A 13,198-nucleotide genomic window follows, 5' to 3' on the forward strand; every position below is an offset into this window, starting at 1 on the left:
GGCGCGCCGGGCGTCCGGAGGCGCCCGCCGGAGCCTATGCGCCCGCGGTGCGCGGGAGCTCGGCGAGGTCGTCGCGGTGGACGACGGGGGCGACGTGGTCGAGGGCGTCGGCGCCCCCCTCCCGGCGCGCCTGCAGGACCTCCTCGAGCTCGGAGGCGCAGTAGCGGCAGATGCCCCGGGCCACGGCTCCCACGGGGCCCACGATCTCCACGACCGCGCCGGACTCGAAGTCCCCGCTGACGCCGGTCACCCCCGGCAGGAGGAGGGACTTCTTGCCGACGGTAATCGCCTGCTGCGCGCCGGCGTCGATGACGACCCGCCCCTCGGGGATGGAGGCGTGCGCCATCCACAGCCGCCTGCTGGGGCGGTGGGGGCCGGTGGGCGCGAACCAGGTGCCCAGGTCGGCGGGCACCTCCCGGCCCCCCAGCAGACGCGGGGCGTCGTCGGCCGAGGCGATGATCGTGGCGGTTCCCGAGGCGCAGGCGATCGTCGCCGCCTGGACCTTGGTGCGCATCCCGCCCGTGCCGAGCGAGCCGCCGCGCCCGGCGACGTCGACCGCGCCGAGCTCGTCGGGGGCCTCGACGTAGCGCACTGGCCCGGCCCCGGGCGTGCCCGGCCTGGCCGTCCACATGCCATCGACGTCGGTGAGCAGCACGAGCGCGTCGGCGGTGACCAGGTGGGCCGCGAGCGCGGCCAGGCGGTCGTTGTCCCCGAGGTGGAACTCGGCGGTCGCCACCGCGTCGTTCTCGTTGACGATGGGCACCGCCCCCATCGACAGCAGGGCGTCGAAGGTGGCGCGCACGGTCCGGTAGTGGCTGCGCACGGCGACGTCCTGAGCGGTGAGCAGCACCTGGGCGGTCACCACGCCGTAGGCGCTCATCGCGGTCTGCCACCGGGAGACCAGGCGCCCCTGGCCCACGGAGGCCGCGGCCTGCAGCAGCCGCAGCTCGCCGGGGCGCCGGGCCATGCCCAGGGGAACCAGCCCCGCGGCCACCGCCCCGGAGGACACCAGGACCACGTCGTGGCCGCGCCCGCGCAGAGCGGCGACGAGGCCGGCGACGATGTCGATGCGATTCAGGTCGAGGCCGCCGTCGGAGCGGGTCAGGGAGGACGAGCCGACCTTGATCACGAGGCGCGCCCCGTCAGCCAGGCGCGTGGGCCGGGAGCCCGCCGGGCTCATGCGTCGTCCTCGCCGCCGGAGTAGTCGGCGGCGTCGGTCCAGATGCCCTCGGCGGCCTCGTCGCGCAGCTCCCGGCGGGCGGCCTCCTTGGCGTCCATGCGCGCGTGGTACTGGGTGCGGCGCTCGACATTGGTGCGCCGGTGGCGGTCCTCCAGACGCGCATCGGTGCCCCTGGCCCCGAGCAGCTCGGCCCCGGTCGTCATGGTCGGCTCCCAGGTGAACAGCACTCCGCCGTCCGCCGGCCCGATGAGGACGGTGTCCCCGGCGTGCGCGCCGGCGGCCACCAGCTCGTCCTCGACGCCGCCGGCGGCCAGGCGGTCGGCCAGGTAGCCGACGGCCTCGTCGTTGGCGAAGTCGGTCTGCCTCACCCAGCGCTCGGGCCTGTCCCCTCGGACCTGGTAGACATCGCCCTCGTGAGGGTGACGGATGAGACGCACCGTCGCCAGGGGCTCCCGGCCCCGGCGTCCGACGGCCGCCGGGCGGATGACGGGCCGGTGCGCCTCGGCGCCGGCGGCGCCCCCGGAGGCCGGGGCGGCGGACCGCGCCCGGGTCACGAGCTCGGCCAGCGCGAAGGACAGGGGGCGCAGGCCCCTGCGTGCGACGGCGGAGACCTCGAAGACCGGCAGGCCGCGGGCCTCGACGTCGGAGCGCACGAAGTCGGCGAGCTCGGCGGCCTCGGGAACGTCGATCTTGTTCAGGACCGCGACGCGCGGGCGCTCCATGAGCGGCGCGCGGCCGGTGAGGGCCCGGTCGTCCTCCTCCTGGGCCAGGCGGGCCGCGTAGACGGCGAGCTCGCCCTCGATGGTGTCCAGGTCGGACAGCGGGTCGCGGCCGGGCTCGAGCGTCGCGCAGTCCAGGACGTGGACGATGACCGCGCAGCGCTCGATGTGGCGCAGGAACTCCAGGCCGAGGCCCTTGCCCTGGCCGGCTCCCGGGACGAGGCCGGGGACGTCGGCGATCGTGTAGCGGGACTCGCCGGCCTCGACGACGCCCAGGTTCGGCGCCAGCGTCGTGAAGGGGTAGTCGGCGATCTTGGGCCGGGCGGCGCTCAGCGCGGCGATGAGGGAGGACTTGCCGGCGCTCGGATAGCCGACGAGGGCGACGTCGGCGATGGTCTTGAGCTCCAGAACGACGTCCCGGGCCTGGCCGGGCTCGCCCAGCAGGTGAAAACCCGGCGCCTTGCGCCTGGAGGAGGCCAGGGAGAAGTTGCCGCGCCCCCCGACGCCGCCCGCGGCCACGACGACGCTGGCGCCCTCCCCGACGAGGTCGGCGATGAGGCGGCCGTCGGAGTCCTTGACCACGGTCCCATCGGGGACGGCCAGCACCAGGTCCTCGCCGTCCGTCCCGCGCCGCCGGCCGCCCATGCCGGGGGTGCCGTTGCCCGCGGACCGGTGGGGGGAGCGGTGGTAGGTCAGCAGGGTCGTGACCCGCGGGTCCACGACGAGCACGACGTCGCCGCCGTGCCCGCCGTCGCCGCCGTCGGGCCCGGCCAGGGGCTTGTACTTCTCGCGGTGGATCGATGTGCAGCCGTGCCCGCCGTCGCCGCCCGAGGCGTGGAGAATCACTCGGTCGATGAAGCTGGGCATGCGGTTCTCCTCAAAGGCGCGGGGCGAGCTGGGGGCGGGCGGGGCACATGCCGCGAGGGCGGACGGCAGCAGCCGTTCGCCCTCGCGGAACCGAGTGGTGGGAGGCTCAGGCCTCGGGAAGCACGACGTTGACGACCCTGCGGTCGCGGTGGGTGCCGAACTGGACGTGGCCGGCGGCCTTGGCGAACAGGGTGTCGTCATTGCCGCGGCCCACGTTCTTGCCGGGGTGGAAGTGGGTGCCGCGCTGACGGACGAGGATCTCGCCGGCCTTGACGAGCTGACCGCCGAAGCGCTTGACGCCCAGGCGCTGGGCGTTCGAGTCGCGGCCGTTGCGGGAGGAACCAAGACCCTTCTTGTGTGCCATGGTGAGGCTTCTTTCTCTTAAGGCCGGCGCGCCGGCCCCGGAGGGGCGGCGCGCCACGGCAGTGGTCACTTGATCGCGGTGATCCTGATCTCCGTGAGCTTGGCGCGGTGCCCCTGACGCTTGCGGAACCCCGTCTTGTTCTTGAACTTGAGGATATTGATCTTCGGCCCCTTCTTCTCGCCGACGATCTCGGCGGTGACGGAGGACGCGGCGAGGTCGGCGGCGGCAGTGGTCACCTTGTCGCCGTCCACCAGCATGACGGGGGCGAGGGAGATCTCGTCGCCGATCTCGCCGGCAAGCCTGTCGACAACCACGACGTCGCCGACGGAGACCTTCTCCTGACGGCCGCCGGCCTTGACGATCGCGTAGACCACTTGAATGCTCATCTCTGTCGGAACTTCGGACCGTACCCGGGGAGCCTGTGCTCCATCACCGGAAGACGATCTCCTTGGCAGGGCGCATGACGCACCGGCGAACAACTTTATGCGATCGGCCCTGCCCGACCAACTCGCGACGACCGCACATGTCTGTGTTCTTGGGCACGGAGTCCCGCGCAGAGCCGTCGGAGGCCACGGCGGGCCCTCAGCCGGCCTCCTCGGCGCCGGCGTGCTCGCCGGCCTGCTCATGGGCCTGCTCCGCGGCGGCGGCGATCTGGGCCAGCGCCCCGCGCACGGCGGCGCGCGCCGCGTTATCGTGCTCGGGCGCCTCGGCCTGCGCCTCCGCGGAATCGCCGGAGCGCGCAGAAGCGGACCCCTCGCGGCTCCTGCGGCCGCGGCGGCCCGACCCCGAGCCCTTGCGCCCGGAGGCCGACGTGTCCGCCGCCTGGTTCTCGACGGGGTTGTCGTGGACGATGAAGCCGCGCCCGCCGCAGCACTCGCACGGGGTGGAGAAGGCCTCGACCAGCCCCTGCCCCACGCGCTTGCGGGTCATCTGCACCAGGCCCAGGGAGGTCACCTCGGTGACCTGGTGGCGGGTGCGGTCGCGCCCGAGGCACTCGACCAGGCGGCGCAGGACGAGGTCGCGGTTGGACTCCAGGACCATGTCCACGAAGTCGATGACGACCATGCCGCCGATGTCGCGCAGCCGCAGCTGGCGGACGATCTCCTCGGCCGCCTCGAGGTTGTTGCGCGTGACCGTCTCCTCCAGGGTTCCGCCGGCGCCGCCGGTGAAGCGGCCGGTGTTGACGTCGATGACCGTCATGGCCTCGGTGCGGTCGATAATGAGCGTGCCGCCGCTGGGCAGCCAGACCTTGCGGTCGAAGCCCTTGGCGAGCTGCTCGTCGATCCGGTGGGCGGTGAAGACGTCCTCGGGGCCCACCCAGTGCTCGAGGCGGTCGGCCAGGTCGGGGCTCAGATCGCCCACGTACCGGCTGATCGTCTTCCAGGCGCCGGGCCCCTGCACCACCAGGCGCCGGAAGTCCTCGTTGAAGACGTCGCGCACGACGCGCACGGCCAGCTCCGGCTCTCCCTTGAGCAGGACGGGGGCCTTGGCAGAGCCCCTGAAGACGGAGGAGGCCTTCTTGTCGATGGTCTTCCACTGCTTGAGGAGCCGCTCGACGTCGGCCTCCAGCTGCTCCTCGCTGGCGCCCTCGGCGGCAGTGCGCACGATGACGCCGGCGTCGTCGGGGACGATGCGCTTGAGGATCTTCTTCAGGCGCGCGCGCTCGGTGTCGGGGAGCTTGCGGGAGATGCCGGTCATGGTGCCGCCGGGCACGAGCACGAGGTAGCGGCCCGCCAGGGTGATCTGGCTGGTCAGGCGCGCGCCCTTGTGCCCGATGGGGTCCTTGGTGACCTGCACCAGGACCGTGTCGCCGCTGGAGAGGGCGTCCTCGATGCGGCGCGGCCTGCCCTCCATGCCGGCGGCGTCCCAGTTGACCTCGCCGGCGTACAGGACGGCGTTGCGGCCCTTGCCCAGGTCCACGAAGGCCGCCTCCATGGAGGGCAGCACGTTCTGGACCCGGCCCACGTAGACGTTGCCGACCATGGAGGTCTGCGTGTGGCGGGCGACGTAGTGCTCGACGAGCAGACCGTCCTCGAGCAGGGCGATCTGGTTGAGGCCGTCCTGCTCGCGCACGATCATCTGGCGGTCCACGCTCTCGCGGCGGGCCAGGAACTCCGCCTCGGTGACGATGGGGCGGCGGCGCCCGGCCGCCCGGCCCTCGCGGCGCCGCTGGCGCTTGGCCTCCAGGCGGGTGGAGCCCTTCAGGGCGGTGACCTCGTCGCGCGGGTCCCGACCGGCGTCGGAGCGGGTGCGGGAGCGCGACCGGCGGCGGCGACGGCGGGCCGGGGGCGCCCCCTCCTCGGCGGCCTCCGCGGCCTCCGCAGCCTCCTCGGAGCCCTCTGCGCCGCAGGCCCGGGAGCCGGCCGAGTCCGCCTCCGGGGCGCTCCGGTCGTCCTGCTGCGCCTCGGTGCGGGAGCGCGACCGGCGACCGCGGCCTCCGCGCCGGCGCTTGCGCCGCCCCGCGCCGTCGCGCTCATCGGAGCGGAAGCCGTCGTCGGCGCCCTCCCGGGAGTCGGGCTCGGGAGCCTCCTCCGAGTCGCCGGCGGGCGTCTCGACGTGCTCGGGCGCCGCCTGGGCGGCGGTGGCCCTGCGGCGGCGCCTCCCGGTGCCCCTCGAGGGGGCCGCGGCGCCGTCGTCGGCCTGCGCGCCCGAGTCGGGCCCCTGCCCGCGGGCGGCCGCCGGCTGCTCGGCGGCGGGCGCCTGCGCGGGCGCGGTGGCGGCGGCGGTCGCCCTGCGACGACGACGGGCGCGCGCCGGGTCGGGGGCCTGGAAGAGCAGGGACGCGGCGGGGAGGTAGGGCGCCTGCGCACCGGGCCCGCCGGCCTGCGCGGCACCGTCCCGCGGCGCCTCATCGGCCCCGGCATCTGCGGCGCCCTCAGCGTCGTCCGCCCGCGCGCCGTCGGCATCGACATCAGCGGCCTCGTCGGCCCGGGCGTCCTCGACGACGTCCTCCTGGGCGGGCTCCGTCGCCCCGGCGCCGCCGTCCTCGGGCCGGACGGCCCGCGAGGGGTCTTCGTCACCGCCGTCGCCACGGGAGCCGTCGGGCGCGGCCAGGACCGGCTGCTCCGCGGCGGGGACCCGCGTGGGAGTGGTGGCGGCGGCGGTCGCCCTGCGGCGACGACGGGCCGGGGCTCCGCCGGTCGTCTCGTCGGCGGGCGCTCCGGACGCCTGGGAATCGCGGTGGGGATCAGATGATGGGTTCGATGTGGACACGGTGGTGTGCACTCTCCGGGCATTCCGGCCCCCGCCGTACCCACGGTGCCGGGACGCAAGTCACGCTCCCAACGAGGGAGCCGAAAAGCCTGTGTTCTCGCCTGGCGGCGCCGGCCTGCGGAGGGAGTCGCACGATCCGGGAGTGCGGCGGCGCATTGTGCGGCGCACTTCTCCGGGGCGGTCTCAACCGAGGTTCGGAAACCGGGTGCCGGTACGTGGCACCCGGAGCCGACGACAGTATTCCACACCGGGCGCCGCAGCAGCGGACGGGCCGCCCGGGGCCTATCTCACGCCGGGGTTCTGGCATCCGCGGTGCCGGGGACGCCCGCGCACCCGACGCTTTCGTGACAAGTCGTCACCGCTTGCCCTACACTGCGCCTATAACTCCGCGACGACTGCGGAATATTCACTTATCACTCTCATCAACCGTCCCGAAAGGTGGCGCTGATGGTTCACGCACCGATGGCGCTGGACTCCCTCGACCTGGCTCGATGGCAGTTCGGCATCACGACCGTCTACCACTTCATCCTGGTCCCGCTCACGATCGGCCTGTCCCCGCTCGTGGCGCTCATGGAGACCAACTACCTGCGCACCGGCAACGAGCAGTGGCGCGTCGCCACGAAGTTCTTCGGCAAGATCCTGCTGATCAACTTCGCCCTGGGCGTGGCCACCGGCATCGTCCAGGAGTTCCAGTTCGGCATGAACTGGTCGGAGTACTCCCGCTACGTCGGCAACATCTTCGGCGCGCCGCTGGCGTTCGAGGCGCTTCTCGCCTTCTTCATGGAGTCGACCTTCCTCGGCCTGTGGATCTTCGGCTGGGACCGCCTGTCCCCCAGGCTGCACAACCTGTGCATGTGGATGGTCGCCCTGGGCACGAACGTGTCCGCCTTCTTCATCCTGGCCGCCAACTCCTGGATGCAGCACCCGGTCGGCGCGGTCGTCAACCCTGAGACCGGCCGCGCCGAGCTCGACGGCGTCGGCGGCTTCTTCCAGGTCCTGGGCAACCCCATCCTGTGGACCACGATCCTCCATGTCATCGCCACGTCCTTCCTCGTCGCCGGGACGATCGTCTTCGGCGTGTCCGTGTGGTGGATGGTCAAGGCCGCCCGTGCCGGACAGGACTACGAGGCCCGTGAGCTGTGGCGCCGCCTGACCCGCTTCGGCGCCGTCGCCGTCGTCGTCGCGGGCCTGCTCACCGCCGGCAGCGGGCACGTCCAGGGACAGCTCGTCGCCGAGGAGCAGCCCGCCAAGATGGCCGCCGCCGAGGCCCTGTGCTCCACCGAGTCCGGCGCCGGCTTCACCGTGGCCGCCTTCGGCGACTGCGACAGCGGCGTCACCCGCATCGCCTCCGTGCCCAACGTCTACTCCTTCATGGCGACCAATGACCCGAACGCCAGGGTCATGGGCCTGGACGACGCGCAGGCCATGTACGAGCAGCGCTACGGCGCCGGCGTGGACTACACCCCCGACGTCGCCACGACCTTCTGGTCCTTCCGCCTCATGATCGGGCTCGGCGTGCTGTCCCTCCTCATCGGCGCCGTCGGGCTGTGGCTCATCCGCAAGGACCGCCTCATCACCAGCCCGCGGCTGGGCAGGATCGCCCTGTGGACCCTGCCGCTGCCCTTCCTCGCCTCCACCTTCGGCTGGATCTTCACCGAGATCGGCCGCCAGCCGTGGGTGGTCGCCCCCAACCTGGCCGACCCCGTCGCCCAGGTCTACATGCTCACCAGCGACGGCGTGTCCACCGTCGTCTCCTCCCCGACGGTGCTCGCCTCCATGGTCCTGTTCACGCTCCTGTACGCCGCCCTCGGCGTCATCTGGTTCGTGCTGGTGCGCCGCTACGTGCGCGAGGGCGTGCGCACCCAGACCGAGGAGTCCGTCGAGCTGGTCGGCAGGGCCGCCTCCCGCAGGGCCCCGGTCCCCGTCCTGTCCTTCGAGTACTGAGCCGGAAGAAGGAAGCACACCCATGACACCTCTGTCCATTCTCTGGTTCGTCCTCATCGCCGTCCTGTGGATCGGCTACCTGACCCTGGAGGGATTCGACTTCGGCGTCGGCATGCTGCTGAGGATCCTCGGGCGCGACGAGAGGGAGCGCCGGGCCATGCTCGGCACCATCGGTCCCCACTGGGACGGCAACGAGGTCTGGCTGCTGACCGCCGGCGGCGCCACCTTCGCCGCCTTCCCGGAGTGGTACGGCACCCTGTTCTCGGGCGCCTACCTCGTCCTGCTCCTCATCCTCCTGTGCCTCATCGTACGCATCTGCGCCATCGAGTGGCGCGAGAAGATCAACGACCAGGTCTGGCGGGACCGCTGGGACTGGGCGCACACGGTCAGCGCCTGGATCCCCTCGATCCTGTGGGGCGCCGCCTTCGCCAACCTCGTCCAGGGCATGAGGATCGAGGTGATCGACACCGCCTCGGACGCTCCCGTGCCCGCGGGCCAGGTCTCCCCCGACGCCCTGGTCCACGGCGCCTCCCACCAGATCACCGGCGGGTTCCTCAGCCTGCTGACCCCCTTCACGCTGCTGGGCGGGGCGGTCACCTGCCTGCTGTTCCTCACCCACGGGGCGCTCTTCGTCTCCCTCAAGACCGCCGGGGAGCTCTCCGAGCGGGCCCTGGCCCTCGCCAGGCGGTCCGCCCCCGCCTCCACCGCCGTCACCGCCGTGTGGGCGCTGTGGGCCCAGCTCGCCCACTCCCCCAACGCGCTGTCCTGGATCCCGCTCGTCCTGGCCGCGCTGGCGCTCATAGGCTCCCTGGCCCTGACCCGCCGGGGCAGCGAGGGCAGGGCCTTCGCCCTGCACTTCGCCGGCATCGCCTTCGCCGTCGTCTTCATCTTCGCGGCCATGGCCCCCGACGTCATGCGCTCCTCGGTCGACGCGGCCTACTCCCTGACGATCGCCCAGGCCGCGAGCGCGGACACGACGCTCCTCATTATGACCGTGGCCGCCGTCGTCTTCGTCCCGGTCGTGCTCTTCTACACGATCTGGGGGTACAAGGTCTTCTCCAGGCGCATTCGCGCCGAGGCGATCGACCCCCACGAGGGAGGCCTGCACCCGACCAGGGTGCGCGACTCCGCCCAGCCGGAGGCCGCCATCGGCTACTGACACCGCTGACACCGCTGACACAGCCGGCCATCGGCCCAGCCCGGACGCGCCGGCACGTCGGGGTCGCGGGGCACCGTCCTCGCGACCCCGACGGCCTGCCCGCCCGGTGCCGTGGCAGGCCAACGAGTCGACGGGCCGGCAGGCCAACAGGGCAACAGGCCAACAGGGACCGCACAGAGTCAGGACCACAGTCCCAGGACGACTATCCTGGAGCGGTGAAGCCTCTGGACCCCCGGCTCATGCGCTACGCGCACGCCGCCCGGCGCTATATCGTCGTCACCGCCCTGGCCGGCGGGACGACCGCGCTGCTCGTCGTCGTGCAGGCCGTCCTCATCTCCAGGTCCGTGTCCCCCGTCGTGGCCTCCCGCGCCGCCCCGGGCACGGTGGCGCCCCTGGTCGGGGCGCTGGCTCTCGTCATGGCGGCGCGCACGGTCATCACCTACGCCCAGGAGGCCCTCGCCCACCGCGCCGCCACGCGCACGATCATCGAGCTGCGCCGCCGGGTCCTGGAGCACGTCGCGGCGCTGGGCCCGCGCTGGGCGGCCGAGCACGGCCCCGAGACCGCCACCCTGCTCACCCGGGGCCTGAACGACCTCGAGCCGTACTTCACGCGCTATCTCCCCCAGCTCCTCCTCGCCGCGACGGTCACGCCCCTGACCGGCCTGGTCATGCTCGTGGAGGACCCGCCCTCGGCCATCGCCGTGGCGTGCACCATCCCGCTCATCCCCGCCTTCATGATCCTCATCGGACGGCTCACCCAGCACCACTCCGAGGAGCGCCTGGAGGCCATGGAGCGCCTGGGGGGCCAGGTGCTCGACCTGCTCGCCGGGCTCCCCACCCTGAAGGCCCTGGGACGCGAGGCCGGCCCGGCCAGGCGCGTGCGGGCGCTGGGCCGGGCCTACAACACGGCCACCATGCACACCCTCAGGGTCGCCTTCCTGTCCGGGGCGGTCCTGGAGTTCATCACGACGCTGTCGGTCGCGATCGTGGCCGTGCAGGTGGGCTTCCGGCTGCTGTTCGGCCACATGGACCTGGCGACCGCCCTCCTGGTCATCATGATCGCCCCCGAGGTCTACCAGCCGCTGCGGCAGGTCGGGTTCCACTTCCACGCCTCGGCCAACGGGCTCGCCGCCGCCGGCGCCGTCTTCGAGGTCCTCGATGCGCCCCCGCCCGAGCGAGGCGCGCTCCCGGCGCCCGACCTGTCCTCCGCCGTCATCGAGATCGAGGACCTCGGCGTCGCGGCGCGCGGCTCCTGGGCCCCGGCCGGACTGACCGCGAGAATCCGGCCCGGGCGCCTGGTGGCGCTCGCCGGCCCCTCGGGCGCCGGAAAGACCACGACCTGCCAGGTGCTGCTGTCCCTGCTGCCCGCCGACCGCGGCGCCGTGCGCGTGGTCGGCCCCGCCGGCGACGCCGCCGACCTGTCCCGGATCGATCCGGCCACATGGTGGGCGCAGATCGCCTGGGTCCCCCAGCGGCCGGTCATCGTGCCGGGCACGGTGCTGGCCAACGTGATAGGCCCCGACCGGGCGGCCGGGCTCGACGGCGCCCGGCTCGAGGAGCGCCTTCCCCGCCTGGGGGCCGCCGCCCGCGCCACGGGCCTGGACGAGGTCGTCGCCGCCCTCCCCCGCGGCTGGCGCACGCGGGTCGGGCAGGGCGGCGTCGGGCTGTCGGTGGGGCAGCGCCAGCGCCTGAGCCTGACCCGGGCGCTCATGTCGGACGCCCCGCTCGTCGTCCTGGACGAGCCGACCGCGCACCTGGACGCGGCCAGTGAGGCGCACGTCCTGGACGGCGTCGAGATGCTGCGCTCCCAGGGGCGCACCGTCGTGGTGATCGCGCACCGGGCGGCGCTGCTGGCCAGGGCCGACGACGTGATCGAGGTCTTCTCGCAGCCAGCGTCCGCCGACGACCCGCAGGCCCCCCCGGGGGCGGCCGCCGCGCAGCCCTCCGGCGCCGGAAAGAGGGCGGCCCGATGAGCGTCCTCCTGTCCCCGCCGGAGCGCAGGGCGCTGCGGCGCGCCGTCGGGCTGCTCGACCTCGACCCGGTCCGCTTCGCGGCCTCCGTGGCCGCCGGCGCGCTGGGCCTGGGCAGCGCGATCGGGCTGTCCGCCGTCGCGGCGTGGATGATCGCCCGCGCCTCCCAGGTGCCCGACGTCGTGGCCCTGGGCGTGGCGCCCGTGGCGGTGCGCCTGTTCGGCATCTCCCGCTCGGTGCTGCGCTACTGCGAGCGGCTCCTGTCCCACGGCACGGCGCTGCGCGGCATGAGCGCCCTGCGCACGCACCTGTACGAGATCCTGGCGGCCTCGCGGACCGACACCGTGGCGGGGCTGCGCCGCGGCGACGTGCTCGCCCGCGTGGGCGCCGACGTCGACGCCGTGGGCGACCTGGTCGTGCGCGGCTACCTGCCCATGGCGGTGGCGGCGAGCGTCGGCGCCGTCACGTCCATCGGGCTGGTCCTCATCCACCCCGCAGCCGGGCTCGTCCTGGCGGCGTGCCTGCTGCTGGCGGGGGTCGTCGGCCCCCTGGTGACGATCCGGGCGGCCCGTACCGCCGAGCTGGCCCGCCAGGAGCAGGCCACCGACCTGTCGGCGACCGTCCTGACCGCGCTGGAGGGCGGCGACGAGCTGAGCGTGTCCGGACGCCTGCCCCGCCTCATGGACGAGCTCGCCGCCCTGGAGGCGCGCCTGGCCTCGACCCGCGACCGCGGCGCCCGCCCTGCGGCCCTGGCGGCCGCCGTCGACACGGCCGCCCTGGGCCTGGCGGTCGTGGGCGCCCTCCTGATCGGCGTCCCGGCGGTGGCCGGCGGCGGTCTCGCCCCGGTGTGGCTCCCGGTCGTCGTCCTGGTGCCGCTGGCCGCCTTCGAGCTCACCTCTGCGCTGGGGCCCGCCAGCGTCCAGCTGGTCGTCTCCGCCGGGGCGGCCAGGCGCGTCGTCGCCCTCATCGACCGGGCCGAGGCGCCGCGCATCGAGGCGCCCTCCCCTGCGCCGCTGCCGGCCGTCGGCGACGGCGGCCCCCGCCTGCGGGCCCGGGGCCTGGCCGTCGGCTGGCCGGGCGGCCCGGTCGTGGCCGAGGGCATCGACCTCGACCTGGCGCCCGGCGACCACCTGGCCGTCGTCGGGCCGTCGGGAATCGGCAAGACGACCCTCCTGCTGACCCTGGCCGGACTGCTGGAGCCCAGGGACGGCGAGCTCAGCCTGGACGGGGCCGCGCTGTGGCCGGCGAGGCGGGCGGACGCGGCGAGCCGGATCAGCCTGACCGCGGAGGACGCCCACGTCTTCGGCACCACCGTCCTGGAGAACCTGCGGGTGGCCGACGGCTCCCTGACCGCGGAGAGGGCCCGCGCCCTGCTGCGAGAGGCGGGCCTGGGAGACTGGCTGGCGGGCCTGCCCGAGGGGCTGGACACCATGATCAGCCCCAACGCCACGACCCTGTCCGGGGGCGAGCGCCGCCGCCTGCTGCTGGCCCGCGCGCTGGCCGCCCCGGCGCCGCTCATGCTGCTCGACGAGCCCGGCGAGCACCTGGACGCGGCCGCGGCCGACCGGCTCGTGGCCGACCTGCTGGGCGCCGGCGAGGGAGTGCGCGGCGTCCTGCTGGTCACCCACCGCCTGAGCGCCCTGGAGGGCGCCGACGAGGTCCTGGTCCTGGGCGCCCCCGGGCCGGGCCGCCCGGCCACCGTCGCGCGCCGCGGCACGCACGCCCGGCTGACCGCGCGCGACGAGTCCTACCGCTGGTCCCTTGAGCAGGAGCGCGACTGAC

General features: G+C 74.1%; 9 protein-coding genes. 4 read left to right on the top strand and 5 right to left on the bottom strand.

Annotated features, from left to right (window positions below; genetic code table 11):
* Positions 1–34: 34 nt before the first annotated feature.
* The 5 genes from proB to AIF0345_RS09900 form a co-directional block, all read right to left on the bottom strand.
* Complete coding sequence (gene proB, locus AIF0345_RS09880; RefSeq protein WP_285296064.1) at positions 35–1,180, bottom strand: glutamate 5-kinase; 1,146 nt, start codon at positions 1,178–1,180, stop codon at positions 35–37.
* The gene (gene obgE, locus AIF0345_RS09885; protein ID WP_285296065.1) at positions 1,177–2,766 is read right to left on the bottom strand and encodes a GTPase ObgE; all 1,590 of its coding nucleotides are present in this window, start codon (positions 2,764–2,766) and stop codon (positions 1,177–1,179) included. The genes proB and obgE overlap by 4 nt, the downstream gene beginning before the upstream one ends.
* Before the next feature lie 106 nt (positions 2,767–2,872).
* Positions 2,873–3,130: a 50S ribosomal protein L27 gene (gene rpmA, locus AIF0345_RS09890; protein ID WP_043558350.1), complete on the bottom strand. Its 258-nt coding sequence runs from the start codon at positions 3,128–3,130 to the stop codon at positions 2,873–2,875.
* A gap of 65 nt (positions 3,131–3,195) precedes the next feature.
* On the bottom strand, positions 3,196–3,516 hold the full coding sequence (rplU, locus tag AIF0345_RS09895) for a 50S ribosomal protein L21 (protein ID WP_043558352.1): 321 nt from the start codon (positions 3,514–3,516) through the stop codon (positions 3,196–3,198).
* Positions 3,517–3,712: 196 nt separating this feature from the next.
* Positions 3,713–6,343, bottom strand: coding sequence for an Rne/Rng family ribonuclease (locus AIF0345_RS09900; protein ID WP_285296066.1), 2,631 nt, complete (start codon positions 6,341–6,343; stop codon positions 3,713–3,715).
* Between the two features lie 447 nt (positions 6,344–6,790).
* On the opposite strand from AIF0345_RS09900, the gene AIF0345_RS09905 reads away from it, so the two are divergent.
* The 4 genes from AIF0345_RS09905 (at position 6,791) to cydC (ending at position 13,197) form a co-directional block, all read left to right on the top strand.
* The gene (locus tag AIF0345_RS09905; protein ID WP_268918498.1) at positions 6,791–8,287 is read left to right on the top strand and encodes a cytochrome ubiquinol oxidase subunit I; all 1,497 of its coding nucleotides are present in this window, start codon (positions 6,791–6,793) and stop codon (positions 8,285–8,287) included.
* A gap of 22 nt (positions 8,288–8,309) precedes the next feature.
* Complete coding sequence (cydB, locus tag AIF0345_RS09910; protein WP_285296067.1) at positions 8,310–9,446, top strand: cytochrome d ubiquinol oxidase subunit II; 1,137 nt, start codon at positions 8,310–8,312, stop codon at positions 9,444–9,446.
* A 215-nt stretch (positions 9,447–9,661) separates the two neighbouring features.
* Positions 9,662–11,419: a thiol reductant ABC exporter subunit CydD gene (gene cydD, locus AIF0345_RS09915; protein WP_285296068.1), complete on the top strand. Its 1,758-nt coding sequence runs from the start codon at positions 9,662–9,664 to the stop codon at positions 11,417–11,419.
* Positions 11,416–13,197, top strand: coding sequence for a thiol reductant ABC exporter subunit CydC (cydC, locus tag AIF0345_RS09920; protein ID WP_285296069.1), 1,782 nt, complete (start codon positions 11,416–11,418; stop codon positions 13,195–13,197). Before cydD ends, cydC begins: the two co-directional genes overlap by 4 nt.
* The last annotated feature ends 1 nt before the right edge of the window (position 13,198 follow it).

The organism is Actinomyces israelii (assembly GCF_030253495.1).
Lineage (GTDB): Bacteria > Actinomycetota > Actinomycetes > Actinomycetales > Actinomycetaceae > Actinomyces > Actinomyces israelii.

Excerpts from the sequence above, each read along its gene's own strand:
- proB (WP_285296064.1), bottom strand. The coding sequence starts at position 1,180 with ATGAGCCCGGCGGGCTCCCGGCCCACGCGCCTGGCTGACGGGGCGCGC.
- obgE (WP_285296065.1), bottom strand. The coding sequence starts at position 2,766 with ATGCCCAGCTTCATCGACCGAGTGATTCTCCACGCCTCGGGCGGCGAC.
- rpmA (WP_043558350.1), bottom strand. The coding sequence starts at position 3,130 with ATGGCACACAAGAAGGGTCTTGGTTCCTCCCGCAACGGCCGCGACTCG.
- rplU (WP_043558352.1), bottom strand. The coding sequence starts at position 3,516 with ATGAGCATTCAAGTGGTCTACGCGATCGTCAAGGCCGGCGGCCGTCAG.
- AIF0345_RS09905 (WP_268918498.1), top strand. The coding sequence starts at position 6,791 with ATGGTTCACGCACCGATGGCGCTGGACTCCCTCGACCTGGCTCGATGG.
- cydB (WP_285296067.1), top strand. The coding sequence starts at position 8,310 with ATGACACCTCTGTCCATTCTCTGGTTCGTCCTCATCGCCGTCCTGTGG.
- cydC (WP_285296069.1), top strand. The coding sequence starts at position 11,416 with ATGAGCGTCCTCCTGTCCCCGCCGGAGCGCAGGGCGCTGCGGCGCGCC.